This is a genomic window from Bacillus cereus group sp. Sample62, assembly GCF_036851315.1.
Taxonomy (GTDB): Bacteria; Bacillota; Bacilli; order Bacillales; family Bacillaceae_G; genus Bacillus_A; species Bacillus_A wiedmannii.
Window position 1 is genome coordinate 801,176 of sequence record NZ_JAFLPK010000001.1, and the last position, 14,999, is coordinate 816,174.

Genomic DNA, 14,999 nt, shown 5'->3' on the forward strand with positions numbered 1-14,999 from the left:
CATATCACATTTGATATGTAGCTTTTGCAAATAATTTCTTATGATAAAAAACTGACTGCTTTTTGATGCGCTTAATGAATAATCAAGCTATTTTAATATTTTATAGATGTTGTTCTCCATAGAATCGATTTCTTGGTATAATTGTTTTTATTATAAGTAGAAGGGTTGTGAAAGGTTGGCATCATTAGAAGATTTTCTTAATTTGTATTTTCAATTGTCCGAAACGGACCGTTCTAAAGTAATCCAAGAATTAATGCATTATATGAATGAACCTGATTTCAAAACAAGTATTGGAGCTATCTCAAATTTACAAGAAAGTGAACGTAAAAAGCATTCTAAAGAACTTGCTGTTACGATTCCTGAAAAAGTTTTTAGAGATATAGTTGCTAATTTAGCTATTGTACAAGGGGAGTTTGGTGAGGAAGATGCTAGAAGCACATTAGAAGGAGTACATCTATATAGTAAATCTGCGAAAGAACTTCATCAGTATTTACCAGATTCAAAAAGGTTTAAGATATCGCTTAGTAAGGGACAAATGATACATGTTGATTTTTCAGGTTTAGGTAGTGAACATTTAGGTGAACATCCAGCCATTGTGTGGGATACACAGCATACGAGAGATCATGTGTTAGTAATCCCTTGTACAAGCTATAAGTTGGATACCACTGTGGAGAGTGAAATAGCATTTGATATTGGTCCTGCAAGGTTTTTTGATACAAACGGAGCAATAACAAGTCATTTAGCTATAAGAACAGTAGTATTATTGGATCAGATACAACCTGTGAGTAGAAAAAGGATTGTTCGTCATAAAACAATTGATCCGTTAACTCGTAAAGGCGGAATAGCCAAATTTGGTCAAGACCAATTAAGTAGGATAGAAGCGGGTTTAAAGGTTCTGTTTTTTGCTGAGAAAACATTCTTCGAGAAAGAGTTGCTAGATATTAAAGGGGTACTACCAGAATTTTTGACTAACCCTGATCAATATCTTCATATGCATCGTAGTGATTATACGATAATTTCTGATGATGACATTAATATGAAGTATGAGATAGATGGTAATGAATTTGAAATGAAACGTAGACAAACCAGTATGCTTAATAAAGATCGTAAGCGTTTGTTGAAAGGGTGGAACAATCCAAGAGCTATTAAAAATAAAGTTGGAGACATAATTAAAAACACTCCAAGTGTTCGACAAGATAAATATACCTTGATTCAAAATTCTTATTTACCTGATGAATTTTCAACAAATGCAGTAAAATAATAAAAAAGATGTTGCATTATTATGGGATTTTGGTTAAGATGTAAATATAACATTGCCGAAAGGCTTCAAGCAAGTACATTATACCCTTTGATGGGTTTGAAAAAGACCTCTGTTAATTTAACAGAGGTCTTTTTCTTTAAGTATCATTCGCTTCTTGTTCAAACGTTTCGTCTAGATCGGGAAAATAAAGAAGATCTAATCCACATATTGGACACTGTGCAGGCGTAAATAAATTAAAATGGTTAGCTGTATTCCAAGCGGCATTTTCATTTATTGCTGTTGCAATGTGTTTAACCTCTCCATTTGAACAATTTTTATTCTCACAACAAGACTTTACACAATAAATCATGTCCTCACCTCACTGTGGATTTTTAATATCGATATTTTAGTATGTTCAATAACTTACCAAGAAGATACAGATTATAAGTTTATTTATATTAAATTGTATTGAAGAACACAGAAAAAATTCTAATGCTATATCTGTTTTTAAAAATTTAAGGGCAATCCTTTTTATTTTGATACAAATAGTGGGGATGGGGTGATGATAAATATCTAAAAAATATCTCTACTCAAACTTGGAAACGAAATGTACGGAACAATAAAGATAGAGACAACATTCCTGGAAGCTCTAGAAGTGTATTTTATAAAACTGAAAGACAAGAACCCCTCTGGTTAATCTGGGGTTTTTTTCATATTTTTGAAATAAAAGTTATAAAAACAGAAATTCGAATGATGACTTTTTATGTCTGTAATTAATTGGATATAGTATAATAATCCATGAAGTAACAGTAAAAATATGTAATAGTAGCAACAGTTAGAGATGGGAGTCGATTTTGTGAATACAAAAGGGGAATTAAATATATTAAACGATATTTTAGAGTATGCGGATGCTTTAAAAGGAGAGTTTTCACGGGAAGAGAGGCGACGAATAACAGGTGTTGTAATAGATGGTTTGTATGAATTAGACGTAACTGTAGCTACTAATAATCTAGGAGTTGTTAGAAATATAAGTGCGTTGGTTGACTATAGTTTTTATGTATTAGAAGATTATGAGAAATTAAAACATATTTCAGATGAATTTTCATTGAGATTTCAAAAGGAAACCATTGAAATTGCTATTCAAGATACATTTAAGTGTATCTTATATCTTTGTATGCTATACAAAACAGAAGTGGATGATGAATGGCATTCGAATATTACCAAGTTAGGTATGGAAGAAATCCGGAAAGGTCTTGAGTATAATGCGTATAAAGAAGGATGGATATATCCTTTTAAAGATTTAATTGATCTGTTATGTGAATACGTGGAAAAGAAAAATAATAAGCAGGTACGCATGGCATTTGCTACACTGTTATTAAGCTTTGGACTGCGAGATGCATTCAGTGGAGCATTTGCGTCCGAAGAACAAATGCAGTTTATCCTTGCGGTTTTTGGAAAAGTTATAGCTATGGAAGAAGATTCTGTATATAAAGATATATATGTAATATACGAAGCGTGTATTATTCAAGAGAAAAATCGTCTATATACCATGACTGAAGAAGCCTCTGTATGGATGCCACTATTACATAATTTTTTTGAAAATCTAAATAAAAAAACGTTTGATAAATATAAAAAGGAAATAGAAAGTTTATTTCAAAGGATAACATATATGCCGGACTTTTCAGAAGGGATATGTCCTTTACTTACGAATTCATTTTTTCCAAAATACAAAGAAAAATTTCTACACCAAATAATTACTACAGGCATAGTTTCGAGAAAACGGATCGAAATCATTGAAAAATTGTTTGAAAACAAAAAGTATAAAAAAGTTGCATCATTTTATCAATATTGCAAAGAAATAGAAATAGAAATAGAAATAGAAATAGAGTCTTTGCGTTTTGAACTCGCATTTTCTTTAGATTACATTGGTAATTGGCAAGAGGCAAGAATATTATATGAAGGATTTGAAAAGAAATCAGGTGCTGTTTTAAACAATTTAGCAGTAATTTACAGAGATAAGTTGGGGGAATGGGAGCAGGCGCTTACTATGTTTGAAGAGGCGCTTCTGACACACTCTGAAAGTGATCTATATAAAAGAAATGTTACAGAAACTAAAGAAATGATTGAAGAAAGAAGAAAAAAGGAAGAAGAGCGACCTAAGCGCATGAAAGAGGCGTATTTTAAAAAAACAAAGCCGTGGCATAAGAAAATTTTATTTGTGTTGTATTCATGGGAAGAAGATGAGTTGTTTGATATAGAACGACTTGCGACAATAACTAAAGCGACTTCACACGCTACACAGAGAAATTTAGATTTTATTGAGAATCTAGGAATGATAGCAATCGAGAATGGTAAAATAACTTTCGATCCTACAGTTTATGAATTAGTAAAGAATTGGGTATCTCCCGAATTACAAAGTCAGATTGTAAAAACAAGTGGAAGTATTTGTTTCCAACCAATATTCTTCCATGAATCAGAAAAAAGATTATATCGTACGCTAATAGAGCTTTTTCCACAACATCTAGTATTTCCGAATATGAGCTTACAAACGATTTTTTCATTTGATAAATTAAAAGAGCTATTGGATGAGGATACATTTACTTATTATTTGAGAACACATGTAGATTTCGTTGTAGTCAATACAACAAATTATTTGCCTATTATTGCTTTTGAAAAAGACAGTGATTTTAATGATACGCCTTCTCAAAAAGAAAAAGTGAAACAAAAGGACTTGATATTTGAATGCGGTGGTATTCCATTAGTGCGTCTTCGTTTTAATGGTGCATTGGGTTTAGAAGAATTAAAGCAAAACGTTATGGAAAAGACAAAGCAACTTCTTCTACATTATCATGAAGAAGACAGTTTATATAAACGAGCATTATTTGAACAAATCGATGTAACAAACTTTGGTCTTCATGTTCAGGAATTATCTATAGATGAAGTAGAGGAATATTGGCATGAGCTAGTGGGAGAACAACTTGCTAATAACTCCAAAATTGAGGGAATAGATAATGGAATAATGCATATTGAAATTAATAAAGGCTTTCAACAAATTATAGAAATGATGTATACAACGTTGTGTTCAAAATTTATAAATAAATATCCGAGTATTAAGGATATAAAAATCAAATGGAGTAGCTGAAATTAGCGAAATTATCCAGTTTAATTGTTGGGTATTTTACCGGTAAGTAATATATCTGTTGTGAAAATAAGACCTTGTTCTCCTAAGAACAAGGTCTTATTTTGTATTCAATATATCCAAAATTATTTTTATTTTATTAATGAAATCTAAACCAAGCAAACCATTTCTCTTCCTTGTTTTTAGTTACAAAAATTTGTCTATGTGAAGCATCATATGCTGGTAAATACTGTGGAAATACAACCTCTACAAACCAAGAATTATTAGCTATTTCCTCTCCGCAATAATGTTTTGCCATTGCATAGTAAGATTCTGGATGTGGTGACTTTGGAAGAGGTGCTATAGTTTCTATTTTCCAACCTTTATACTTATCACCTTTATAGACATTAGGAATAATTGTATTCAATGCTTTTATAAGACCTTTATCAGAATCCGCATGTCCTAATTCTTGTGGGTTAGGGCATTTACCGTTGTGAATTAAAAATGGTACATCGGAATTTGCTGAAGCGAATGATGTTTGAGGATACATAAAAATTTCTAATATACACAAATAAATCATAATCCTTAAATATTTCATCTTATCACTCCTACATAGTTATCATCCACAAGGCATATGTATATTATTTATCCTTGTTTATAAGCATATATATTATTCATGCGAAGTGATTAGATGATACAGGTCGGCAATAAATAGAGGATTGTGAAAACAGAAAAGTCAAAAGTATTCATGAGCAATAAGTAATTTGCAGATGCAAACATACTTGCCCCAAGGAAAGTAGTATGTAAATGTAGGATAGTCCAAAGGCGGCGTCCGCATATAGTGGTAGTGAGGTGATGGTTCATGACTGTTAAAGCATCCCCACTTAAACTTGGAAATGAGATATACGGTAAGATGAAAATTGAGAAAGCATTTCTCGAAGCTTTGGAACTGTATTTTATAAAACAGCAAGATAAAAAAACTCCTGGTTAATCAGGAGTTTTTTTATTTTAATGAGGAGCATACATGATAGAAATAATTATGTAGTTTTGTATATCCACACATACTTTTCACCTATATAAATATCCCAATCTTTCCACTTCCAAGGGGGCGGAGGGGTATCTTGATAATATAATTGATAAAAAATATTTAGCCATTTAAGGGAGTGATGGTCAATTTGTAAAGAGTTGTACAACACACTGGGAATAGGAAAAGAAAGTTGGTAACCGCCGTTACCTTTTTTTGAATGATGATAAATATGAAAAGGTTCATCCAAGGACAAATTTTTCAAATCAGCCGTGTAAAAAAGAATACCGTAGTCTTTAGCTGCTTCAAAAAACTCAATAAGTGATGTGACATCTGAATATTGTGTGCTTTGTATCCCGGTATTTAATGTAAGAATCTTCATTGAAGAACCTCCTAATGTAATAAGGATTCTTTCTATTATGTTTTCCGTATGTAAGAAAAATATTCACTATAATAAATTAATTTTATAAAAATGAATAAAGTTCATTCAACTCATAAAGTAATGAGACAAAATTTCTTCCTCATATATTAAAGGAAATAGTACGAAGAGCAAGAAGGGGGAGATGATATGAAAGGTACAGTTATGACTGTTCGTGTAAAACAAATTGTACCGATTTATACAGAAAATGTTTCTGAAGTGGTCAAGAATAGAATGGTGAAGTGTTTACAAAATGGTGAAAGTTTGTCACAATATCTTGTTTTGGAACAAGATCCAGATAAAAAAAGATATTATTTAATATCGGGATATACAGCATATGAAGCTTATAAAAAGGCAGGATTAAGCTGTATTGATTGTATTGTGAGCCCTTTTTCAGATAGAACAGAGGAGATGGTCCAGTTACTTCAAAACATGTTTCATAATTCGGGCAGCAATTGGATAGATAAGTCTATTATAATCTCACAACTGTTGGATAAAAGTGTGGGGATAAAAGAAATCGCGAAGCGAGTCGGAGTAGAGGGACGGGATTTGGAACGGTATTTACTTCACCCAGAAATTCCAATTGAAATAGCGAATAAGGCATATGAATTACAATGTGTACCATTAGTAGATAAAGTAAGGCGCTTATGTATTTCTGATATAATAAAGTATCGTTTATATGAGAAAGCAGTATTGAATAAGGGTAATATTGAAAAATTAACGCATGATCAGTTAAATAAAGTAAAGTGGCTATTGAATCACACAAGATTTTATGAACTCTATGATATAGAATCACAGTGGAGTTATATTTTAAAAATGCTGGACTATAAAACGGTATTAATAAGCATGCTTCAGTTTGAAATTGAAACAGAGTTATTCCAATGGGGAAGCAATTCAGGTGATGATGACTTTCCAAGATTGCCAAATTAAAAAAGAGAGAGTCTCTATAGGAAGAGATGCTCTCTTTACTTTGTTTAATTATTGTTTTTTATTTTATTAAGTTTGGTTGTTGTCCTTTTCTAGGGTAGCCACATTTTCAGTGTAAACCTAGCCTCTTCATCGATTTTCTGTCTTTTTCTTCAATGTAATTATTAGATTATATTGAAGAAAATTAGAATAGAACGTCCGGGCATATGGGATTGATGTTTAAGAAAGTAAAAATCTATATGAAAATAGCCGAAAAGTAAAAGACACTCAAACGAGTGTCTTTTACTTGGGAAGATTACTTGTCACAAGCTAATCCATCGCCATCTCTATCTAAATTAGATGAGTATGCAGGATGTCCTTTAGGGATATTAGAGAATCCAGCTGCCTTAGCTTCCTTACAACTTTTAAAGTTATAATTCCCTTGTGGTAAGCTATTGTTTGGTTGCTGCTGTGTAGTTTGCTTTTGTTCAGGTTGAGCTTGTTGTTCTTGTTGTTTTTTTTGCTCTTCTTGTTTTCTACGTTCTTCGTCTTGTTGCTTTTTAATTTCTTCCTGTTTTTTCTGTTCTGCTTCATGTTGTTTTTTCAATTCTTCTTGTTTTTTTACTTCTTCCAGTTTACGTTGTTCTTCCTCTTGTTTACGTTTATCTTCTTCTTTCTTTTGTTCTTCTACTTTTTTCTTTTCTTCTTCATCAGCTTTTTTGCATTCTTTGGCTTTTTGGTCTAGTTCTGTTTCTTTTTCATGCAGCTTTTTTTCAAGTTTTTCTAAGTCTTTTTCTTTATTACTTAACTGTCGCTCTTTCTTTTTCAATTCAGTTGCCTGAGCACTACTTGTACCATTGCCGCATGCTTTAAATAAAATGGCAATCAAAAAGAATAAGGTAATAATGACACGTACTGCTTTTGGGAAATGTTCATTTTTCCACATTAACCAGATTCCTACAGGAAAGAAAATAATTAAAAAGAGAATAGTCCAAAATTTACTGTTCAAGATACAGCCTCCTAAAAAATATGACATTACAGCTGAAATCATAGCACATCAAAGTATTTTTATAGGTCGATTGTTGTCGAAAAATAAAATAATCTGGCTAATAATTGCTAACCAGATTATTTTGTGATTACAAGTTGGTTATATATCGTCTTGAATTGACCATTACGAGAAATTGTATGTTCTGGTGCGTTATAATGAACATGCTCTTCGCCATACTTTTGTTTGAGAAGTTGAATGATTTTTTCCATAACCTGAGATATATCATCTTCAATGTAGGGGATTTTTGCTTCTTCAAACATGTCTTCTATTGAATCGATATAATCATCTCCAACGACATCAATGTTACCTTCAAATTGAATACCTACCCAGTTTACATAGTTTTCAACCAATTCTATTAGTTCTTTTTTCATCTTCATTCATCTCCTTAGTTATAAAAAAGAGAACCTCTTTTTATAAAGGTTCTCCTTTTTTTTAAAAATTATTCATATTCATAAAACTAATTCATAATAATGAATAATAGGTAGACAAGTTGTTCATAATGAGAGTAGGGTGTTTATTTGGATTGATAAAGTTCCAAACCTTTTTCAACATGAGCAATAAAGTAATCCGCTAACTCCGGATTTTCATCATGAGTTTTTTGTAATACCTGACATATTCGTTGCAAACGAAAATGAAGTTCGTGGTTTGGCAAATCTGTTTCCTGGGTGAGAGCAGGAAACAGATTCAGTTCTTCTTGTGTTTGTTGTAGAAAAGAAAGTGAAACCGTATCAGTTTTCATTGTTTCTAAGTTACTGAGATAACCAGGTGAAACATGTAATTTTGCTGCAAGGTCATTTAGGGTAATGCCTTTGTGTTTTCGCAAGGTTCGAATGGTTTGCCCAAGATGTTGTAACAAGTAAATACCTCCCTTATTTAAATTTGAAACGTAAGTTCCTTTGTTAAAAGTATATGCTGCAGGGAAAGAAAACAGACTTTTTATAAATTGTTTTTATGAAAATGAAATAAAAGAAGGAGCGAATCTTTTTGAAAGACACAGAAGCGATTGGATACATTGTAATGGGTGTATGTAGGCTAGGATATGGATTAGATGCTATATTTCAGGCTATAGACTTAGCTCAAGTTATGGTGAGCCAAAACATAAAAGAAGAATTGTGGAATGAAGATGTCTTAGAGGTAGTTGAAAAGTTAGGACATGAAATAGGAATAAATGAAGAAGAGCTAAAATCTGAAATGTATTGGAGTTTTGATGTTCATACAGAAAGCGAAGCACATAGCATTTATGAGAAATTTATTGATTTAAGAAAGAACGAATCAAAATTAACGAGATAACAGTATCGTTATTATGTAAATAAGGTCTAGCTCAGATGAGGGCTAAATCTTATTTGCTTTTTTATATTACCTTTGTGTAGTTATATCTGTCATATTACATTCATAAAGTAACTAGAGAAATGATCTGAGGTGGAATATGACAAGGTGGATAAATGTCCAAGAAGCAATGGAGATTCTAGGGGAACATTATATAAAAGTGAGTTATAAAACATTCACAGATTGGCTTCGTAAGTTAGAAATTCCAGGAGTGCCATCAGATAATCGAAAGGAGGGATGGGCGATTCGACAAGAGGATATATTCGAATTTGTTGATAAAAAACGTCCAGGGCTACGTCAAATTCTTCAAGAGTATCAAGGTTTGGTCGAAGATATGAGCCAATTGAAACAGCAAGTTCAATTGTTGATGGAAAATAGCGAGGAGACAGATACATATGTAGAAGAATCAAATGAAAGTAAAATGGTGGAACAGTTGCAAGGTGAAGATAAGGTTCAGAATGAAGAAGTTAAGTTTTTATATGATTTTCTAAATATAGTCCTGGAGGAGTTACAAGAGTTAAAGGAACAGAATAAGTGGATGAATCAAGCATATGAACAAATTGTGGGTGATTATAATTTTTTATATGAAGAATTTAAAAATTTTCATGTAAATAATGAAGAAATATCTACAATCGAAGAGAGCGAAAGTGAAATAATTCCCAAAATAAATGAAGAAGAATTTCATGAGTTATTACAGGTTCAGCTAAAGCAGAACTTCCCCTACAAACAAGTTCTATTAGAAGATGAAACGGTGAAACAGTTATATACAGTATTTTGTAATAAGTTATTTCTGCAGGATGAAAATAAGCAATCATTTATCATAAGAGAAGGAGATACTTATATTTGTCCCATTACTGAAAAAAAGTATAAACACATTAACCGAATTTATAATCCGATTATTCGTATGTTATTAGAAAATTTGATGGGAGAAGAAAATAAACAGGTGGATGCTAATGTTTCAGTAGAATTAGTAATTCAAGAAAACGAGGATTGTAGTGAGACTGATGAAATTCAACAAATTTAATAATGAGGAAAAGCAAATAACCAAGGTACAGTGTCTCTTGATACATGAAGAGATTGCACCTTGGTTCTTTTTATGGAATTAATTGAACTCCTTTAATAAGAAAGTCCTGTTTTTCATATGAATGAGGTGTATATAAAACACTCATTCGATTGTATCGATTCCAGTTTTGAAATAGGTGACTATGAGAATAGGCGTAAGCTTTCTTTTTAGAAAAGAAGAATTGGACGTGTTCTTTGTCTTTCCCAAAATAGGAGTGACCACAAGAAAAGATGTTTTGGCTCCGAAACGAGGGCTTTGGATGTCCGTTCCCAAATGGTTCAAGAGCCATTAAATCATCAAATAAATGATTTGGGAAATTATAGATTGGAAACTCGCTAATAAAATATGAAACAGGTTTAAAATGAATTTGTTGTTTGGCAGCTTCTTGTATACGTTCTCTAAACCGTTGGATGTTTTTCTCTTCTGGAACAATAGATAATCCAGCCGCCGCCGCATGTCCACCGAATTTCTTCAATAGTTCACCACAGGATTGTATGGCTTGTACAATTGAAAACTTACTTCCATTTCCACTACGGGCTGAACCTATTCCATCATTAGTAAATACAATAGTTGGTTTTTTATAGTGGTTAGAAATTTTAGAAGCAAGGATACCTATGATTCCTTTATGGAAATCTCCTTGGACAACGAGTAAAGTATCTTGTGCTAAGGATTGATTTTGAATGATATCAAATGCTAGTTCAAACTGTTTAGTGGTTAATTGTTTTCGTTGATTATTTAGATTCATAAGATGTTGAATATCTTCTATCGTTGGTTCTGCCTTTTGTAAAATATCTGAGCCGATGTTGGGGTCAGATATACGACCACAAGAATTCAGCATGGGTCCAATAAGAAAACCAATACTAGTGCTATCAATATATTTGAGTTTTAATTGTTCGCGAAATAATTTTAAAAGTGAATTCGGACACGTTCGCATTTTATATAGACCGTACCAACAGATAGCTCGATTTTCTCCAGTTAGTGGCATGACATCGGCAATCGTTCCTATTGTTGCATACTCAATATAATTCCATGTTTCTTTAATCCAGTCTTGCTTTAATGTCATAAAAAGCGCCTGTATCAATTTTAGTGCAACGCCAGCCCCGCACAAATGTTGATAGGGATAGGTATTATCTTTTCTTTTTGGATTAACGAATGCTAAACAATCTGGATGTGCTCCTAATACTTCGTGATGATCTGTGACAATAACATCAATTCCTTTTTCTTTTGCCCGTTTCATTGCTGGGTGTGAACTTGAACCATTATCAACAGTAATTAGTAAAGCAACATTTTCAGGGAGAGAGTCTACGGCATGCGGGGACAATCCATAACCTTCTTCTCTCAGAGGTAGTCTAGATATTACATGTGCACCAAGTTTTTGTAATGCTTGTTTCAAAATAGTAGAGGAAGTGATTCCATCGCAATCATAGTCTCCAAAAATATAGACGGTTTCTTTTTGTTGTATGGATTTTAAAATGCGTTCTACTGCATGTTTCATATCATTTAAAAGAAATGGATTATGAAACTGTGAAACATCAGGATAAATAAAGGACTGTACTTGTTCTTCTGATTGAATACCATGTAAAAAGAGATGGTAGCCCAATAAGGGATCAAGATTTGCTTGCCTTGCTAAATACAGCATACGCCCATGAAAAGGATGTATTTCGAATGGAATGTCAAGTTGTTTCCAGTGCATAAAGAGCCTCCTTATAAATGTAAAAAAGAACCTATCTATGGATAGGCTCTCTTTTCTATATAATATTATTCATCCTAATAAAATTAATTTATAAAATTGAATTAACAGGAGGGTATTTTATAATATTAATCATTGCAAGGGGTGTTACCTTTTAAATAATTCTAATCCTGTTTCGATATGAGAAATAAAATAGTCCGCTAGTTCAGGATCAGTATTGTGTAGTGACTTTAGCAGTTGGCATATACGGTCTAAACGAAAATGTAATTCATGCTGGGAATGTGTTTCTTGGTTCAAAGAAGGAAATAAATTGAACTCTTCATTCAGTTTTACAAGTAAGTGAAGGGAGATAGTGTCGGTTTTTCCAGTTTCGAGATTACTGAGGTAACCTGCGGAAATATTAAGTCTGTCTGCAAACTCGTTTAACGTAATGTTTTTCTGTTTTCGTAAGTTTCGAATCGTTTGTCCTAATTGAGTAATCATTGCTATTCCTCCGATTCTAGCCATTTTAAAAGGAGATAAAACGGAAGTGACTAGGAAAGATGAAATTAAAAATTATCCCTATATAAAAAATATTGGTAGATGTGGAATATAACTCCCGTATTGAGAACAAAATTACAATACAGAAAGTATTCTGTATTGTATAGAAGGAATCCTTCAACTTTTGTATTGTAATAGTCGTTGAAGAAGCTGTTGCTTTGTAGAATGATAGACGTATGGTTAATGATATTTGGACAGGGACCGATGGGACTATTTATATGGATTCACTAATATTTTATTGGGATGTAAGATGAGGAACTTATCTATAAAATAGAAAGATAGAACAGCAATAGTTAATAAATACAATTCATGGGGTTATTATAAAATCACTTTAAAAAAACCATCACATATCCAGGTATAATAAGTAAGATCAATAAAGAATCCATCAATATATTGATGGATTCTTTATTGATCTTACTTTTCTTTTCTAACGCCTTTAAACGGTGTCTGGCTACTTGTTTTTTGATCAAGAATTTGTCCAGTGGCAGTATCACGTTTTGCCCAATTTCCATTTGGAGTTTGGAATTGACTGCGACCTTTTACAGCACCTATGCGTCCTTTACCTGGTTCACCATTTTTTGCCATGTATATCCTCCTTTCCTATATTTTTACTGGTTGAGTGTCTGGTTGTATATATTTTATTATATATAAAAATATAGTTTCTTTATACTTTTTTATCACTTTAAAATAAGTTAGTTTTATGGCAATATCAGCATGAAAGATGAGAGTATTGAAAGGGAATAGAAAGATAAGTTGCCATTTTATTTAAGTCAAATAATAGGGTGTAATATGATTTCTAATTCTTCTTCCCCATTCAAGATAATTTTTTCAATAATCGTTTGTATGAGTGGTTTAAGTTCTTCAACGGGAACGACATTTAATGCATCATGTACGTTTTTTAGCTTGTTCTTTATCCATTCTTCTATTTGAGATAAATTCACATTTGAATTGGATGCAGAAGAAGGCTGTAATGCCAAATTCAGTGTGTCCAATCTTCTTTTTTCTTCTTGTAAATCCTCAAGTTCAATTAATCCAGATGCGTAAGCCTCCACTTTTCTTTGATATCGTTTCTTAGCAGTAGCGACTTTCACCTGATTGGTTACGGAATTCTTTTGATCCTGTATAGATAAAGAGGGGTGTGTCGAAAAACGAAAGGATTCACATAAATTAGATAGACCATCTTTAAAAAGTTCTTCTAGTTTTTCTGATCGATATTGTTTACTGGTGCATGTACCCTTGTTTTTATTAGCAGAACATCTATAAACACGATATCGGTTGTTTTTTGAACCGGACCAACCGATACTCATTCCAGATCCGCATTTTCCACATTTCAATAATCCTCCTAAAAGATGAGGACTAGTTTGCGAACGAGGAGAGAGGGAAGTTTGTTGCATCCTTTTTTCAGCTATATGCCATACGTCTTCGGTAACAATACTTGGCACAACGTTCTCTTTTATAATCCATTCTTCTTTTTGTTTGAGTTGTTCTTTTTTCTTTGAACGATCTTTACGATTCCATACTAGTGTTCCTTTATAAACAGGATTAGATAAAAGTAATTTGATAGAACGAATCGACCATTGTTTATTTTGACGAGAAGGAATACCGAGAATATTTAACTTTTTAGCAATTGCATAAAAGCCGTGACCTTCCTGTGTGTACCAACCAAAGATATCTTGAACAACCTTTGCTTCGTCTTCGTGTATAACAAGCTCTTTATTTTCCAACCGATAACCGTACGGATGTTGGGTCAACCACTTTCCTTTGCTGGCAGCATGATGCATATTCTCAAAGACACGTTCTCGAATGCGTTCTCTTTCGAATTCAGAGACTGCACCAAGAACTTGAAGCGTTAATCTTCCAGAAGGTGTATTTGTATCAAAGGATTCACTAATGGAAACAAATGAAACATCATGTTCTTGAAATAAGTCAATTAGTGTCAATAAATCTAATAACTTTCGGCTCATACGATCTAATTTTGTTACAAGTATTTTTTTAATTTCTTTTGCTTTTACATCTTCTATTAATTTTTTTAAATGTGGTCGATCTATATTTTTTCCTGAAAATCCGTCTTCTATATAAAGGACAACATCTTCAGACCAATTCATTGCTTTACAATACGCTTGTAGTCTTTCTTGCTGCTCTTCCAAAGAAACGCCTTCTTTAACCTGGTCATCTGTAGAGACACGACAATAAATTGCAATGTATTGGGAAGTGTATGTATTCATAAACAGATACCTCCTTGTCCACATATATATGAGATAAGAATTTTTTCATGATAAATTAAGTTATAGGTTTGTCCTGGCTTCCTCCCTGAATAGATATATGTCTATAGGGGGAATACACAATGACAGAAGGAAAAGTTACAATTTCAATTCAAATAAGGAAGGAACATACCTACATTCATAATTCATTCGAACACCTTACTGAATCTGAGGTGTCTAAGTTATCGGAGAAATTTTTACAATTTGAAAAACAGTTGAAACACCTAGCAACAAGTCATCTCCTTTCAAAATTTCAAAATGAAGTTCAGATAGAACGTATACAAATCGAAATGAAAGCAAAAAAAGGTAGTTCATCCATTACTGGATAAACTACCTTTTTTGTATGTGTATTATTCATTATTATA

17 protein-coding genes are annotated in these 14,999 nt (G+C 32.5%); 7 read left to right on the forward strand and 10 right to left on the reverse strand.

Annotated elements, in window-relative coordinates:
• The first annotated feature begins 175 nt into the window (after window positions 1-175).
• On the forward strand, window positions 176-1,261 hold the full coding sequence (locus J0835_RS04090; RefSeq protein WP_000157486.1) for a type II toxin-antitoxin system PemK/MazF family toxin: 1,086 nt from the start codon (window positions 176-178) through the stop codon (window positions 1,259-1,261).
• A 136-nt stretch (window positions 1,262-1,397) separates the two neighbouring features.
• On the opposite strand, the gene J0835_RS04095 is transcribed toward J0835_RS04090, so the two are convergent.
• Complete coding sequence (locus J0835_RS04095; RefSeq protein WP_000638647.1) at window positions 1,398-1,610, reverse strand: hypothetical protein; 213 nt, start codon at window positions 1,608-1,610, stop codon at window positions 1,398-1,400.
• Between the two features lie 486 nt (window positions 1,611-2,096).
• Between J0835_RS04095 and J0835_RS04100 the strand changes: the two genes are divergently transcribed.
• Window positions 2,097-4,382 carry a DciA family protein gene (locus J0835_RS04100; RefSeq protein ID WP_001092800.1) on the forward strand — a complete coding sequence of 762 codons (2,286 nt, stop codon included), beginning with the start codon at window positions 2,097-2,099 and terminating at the stop codon, window positions 4,380-4,382.
• 136 nt (window positions 4,383-4,518) lie between these two features.
• Here J0835_RS04100 and J0835_RS04105 read toward each other — a convergent pair whose 3' ends face one another.
• Window positions 4,519-4,956, reverse strand: a complete 438-nt coding sequence (locus tag J0835_RS04105; RefSeq protein ID WP_000876362.1) for a hypothetical protein — start codon at window positions 4,954-4,956, stop codon at window positions 4,519-4,521.
• A gap of 264 nt (window positions 4,957-5,220) precedes the next feature.
• Here J0835_RS04105 and J0835_RS04110 point away from each other — a divergent pair, with 264 nt between their 5' ends.
• Window positions 5,221-5,349 (forward strand): hypothetical protein, encoded by a 129-nt coding sequence (locus J0835_RS04110; RefSeq protein ID WP_000216281.1) that lies wholly within the window; start codon window positions 5,221-5,223, stop codon window positions 5,347-5,349.
• A gap of 46 nt (window positions 5,350-5,395) precedes the next feature.
• On the opposite strand, the gene J0835_RS04115 is transcribed toward J0835_RS04110, so the two are convergent.
• Window positions 5,396-5,764, reverse strand: coding sequence for a hypothetical protein (locus J0835_RS04115; protein ID WP_000699090.1), 369 nt, complete (start codon window positions 5,762-5,764; stop codon window positions 5,396-5,398).
• A 186-nt stretch (window positions 5,765-5,950) separates the two neighbouring features.
• Here J0835_RS04115 and J0835_RS04120 point away from each other — a divergent pair, with 186 nt between their 5' ends.
• A complete protein-coding gene (locus tag J0835_RS04120) occupies window positions 5,951-6,730 on the forward strand; it encodes a hypothetical protein (protein ID WP_000679223.1) in 780 nt (259 codons plus the stop codon).
• Window positions 6,731-7,022: 292 nt separating this feature from the next.
• Here the strand turns inward: J0835_RS04120 and J0835_RS04125 are convergent, their stop codons facing one another.
• From J0835_RS04125 to J0835_RS04135, 3 genes are all read right to left on the reverse strand, one after another.
• Window positions 7,023-7,757, reverse strand: coding sequence for an excalibur calcium-binding domain-containing protein (locus J0835_RS04125; protein WP_002074625.1), 735 nt, complete (start codon window positions 7,755-7,757; stop codon window positions 7,023-7,025).
• Window positions 7,758-7,831: 74 nt separating this feature from the next.
• Window positions 7,832-8,125 carry a hypothetical protein gene (locus tag J0835_RS04130; RefSeq protein ID WP_000711885.1) on the reverse strand — a complete coding sequence of 98 codons (294 nt, stop codon included), beginning with the start codon at window positions 8,123-8,125 and terminating at the stop codon, window positions 7,832-7,834.
• A gap of 143 nt (window positions 8,126-8,268) precedes the next feature.
• Window positions 8,269-8,610 (reverse strand): helix-turn-helix domain-containing protein, encoded by a 342-nt coding sequence (locus J0835_RS04135; protein ID WP_000939093.1) that lies wholly within the window; start codon window positions 8,608-8,610, stop codon window positions 8,269-8,271.
• Window positions 8,611-8,738: 128 nt separating this feature from the next.
• Here J0835_RS04135 and J0835_RS04140 point away from each other — a divergent pair, with 128 nt between their 5' ends.
• Window positions 8,739-9,044 carry a hypothetical protein gene (locus J0835_RS04140; protein ID WP_000655428.1) on the forward strand — a complete coding sequence of 102 codons (306 nt, stop codon included), beginning with the start codon at window positions 8,739-8,741 and terminating at the stop codon, window positions 9,042-9,044.
• Window positions 9,045-9,180: 136 nt separating this feature from the next.
• Window positions 9,181-10,104 carry a helix-turn-helix domain-containing protein gene (locus tag J0835_RS04145; protein WP_000199102.1) on the forward strand — a complete coding sequence of 308 codons (924 nt, stop codon included), beginning with the start codon at window positions 9,181-9,183 and terminating at the stop codon, window positions 10,102-10,104.
• A 70-nt stretch (window positions 10,105-10,174) separates the two neighbouring features.
• On the opposite strand, the gene recJ is transcribed toward J0835_RS04145, so the two are convergent.
• The 4 genes from recJ to J0835_RS04165 all read right to left on the reverse strand — a co-directional run bounded on the left by recJ (window position 10,175) and on the right by J0835_RS04165 (window position 14,598).
• Window positions 10,175-11,836: a single-stranded-DNA-specific exonuclease RecJ gene (gene recJ / locus J0835_RS04150; RefSeq protein ID WP_017560709.1), complete on the reverse strand. Its 1,662-nt coding sequence runs from the start codon at window positions 11,834-11,836 to the stop codon at window positions 10,175-10,177.
• A 144-nt stretch (window positions 11,837-11,980) separates the two neighbouring features.
• A complete protein-coding gene (locus J0835_RS04155) occupies window positions 11,981-12,316 on the reverse strand; it encodes a helix-turn-helix domain-containing protein (protein WP_000632663.1) in 336 nt (111 codons plus the stop codon).
• A gap of 471 nt (window positions 12,317-12,787) precedes the next feature.
• Complete coding sequence (locus J0835_RS04160; RefSeq protein ID WP_001097070.1) at window positions 12,788-12,958, reverse strand: hypothetical protein; 171 nt, start codon at window positions 12,956-12,958, stop codon at window positions 12,788-12,790.
• A gap of 185 nt (window positions 12,959-13,143) precedes the next feature.
• Window positions 13,144-14,598, reverse strand: coding sequence for a recombinase family protein (locus tag J0835_RS04165; protein ID WP_001099724.1), 1,455 nt, complete (start codon window positions 14,596-14,598; stop codon window positions 13,144-13,146).
• A 119-nt stretch (window positions 14,599-14,717) separates the two neighbouring features.
• Between J0835_RS04165 and J0835_RS04170 the strand changes: the two genes are divergently transcribed.
• Window positions 14,718-14,963, forward strand: coding sequence for a hypothetical protein (locus tag J0835_RS04170; RefSeq protein WP_000134691.1), 246 nt, complete (start codon window positions 14,718-14,720; stop codon window positions 14,961-14,963).
• Window positions 14,964-14,999 lie beyond the last annotated feature (36 nt).

What these genes read in the sequence shown, in the direction of transcription:
- J0835_RS04095 (WP_000638647.1), bottom strand. Translation starts at nt 1,610, where the DNA reads ATGATTTATTGTGTAAAGTCTTGTTGTGAGAATAAAAATTGTTCAAAT.
- J0835_RS04105 (WP_000876362.1), bottom strand. Translation starts at nt 4,956, where the DNA reads ATGAAATATTTAAGGATTATGATTTATTTGTGTATATTAGAAATTTTT.
- J0835_RS04110 (WP_000216281.1), top strand. Translation starts at nt 5,221, where the DNA reads ATGACTGTTAAAGCATCCCCACTTAAACTTGGAAATGAGATATACGGT.
- J0835_RS04115 (WP_000699090.1), bottom strand. Translation starts at nt 5,764, where the DNA reads ATGAAGATTCTTACATTAAATACCGGGATACAAAGCACACAATATTCA.
- J0835_RS04120 (WP_000679223.1), top strand. Translation starts at nt 5,951, where the DNA reads ATGAAAGGTACAGTTATGACTGTTCGTGTAAAACAAATTGTACCGATT.
- J0835_RS04125 (WP_002074625.1), bottom strand. Translation starts at nt 7,757, where the DNA reads ATGATTTCAGCTGTAATGTCATATTTTTTAGGAGGCTGTATCTTGAAC.
- J0835_RS04130 (WP_000711885.1), bottom strand. Translation starts at nt 8,125, where the DNA reads ATGAAAAAAGAACTAATAGAATTGGTTGAAAACTATGTAAACTGGGTA.
- J0835_RS04145 (WP_000199102.1), top strand. Translation starts at nt 9,181, where the DNA reads ATGACAAGGTGGATAAATGTCCAAGAAGCAATGGAGATTCTAGGGGAA.
- recJ (WP_017560709.1), bottom strand. Translation starts at nt 11,836, where the DNA reads ATGCACTGGAAACAACTTGACATTCCATTCGAAATACATCCTTTTCAT.
- J0835_RS04155 (WP_000632663.1), bottom strand. Translation starts at nt 12,316, where the DNA reads ATGATTACTCAATTAGGACAAACGATTCGAAACTTACGAAAACAGAAA.
- J0835_RS04160 (WP_001097070.1), bottom strand. Translation starts at nt 12,958, where the DNA reads ATGGCAAAAAATGGTGAACCAGGTAAAGGACGCATAGGTGCTGTAAAA.
- J0835_RS04165 (WP_001099724.1), bottom strand. Translation starts at nt 14,598, where the DNA reads ATGAATACATACACTTCCCAATACATTGCAATTTATTGTCGTGTCTCT.
- J0835_RS04170 (WP_000134691.1), top strand. Translation starts at nt 14,718, where the DNA reads ATGACAGAAGGAAAAGTTACAATTTCAATTCAAATAAGGAAGGAACAT.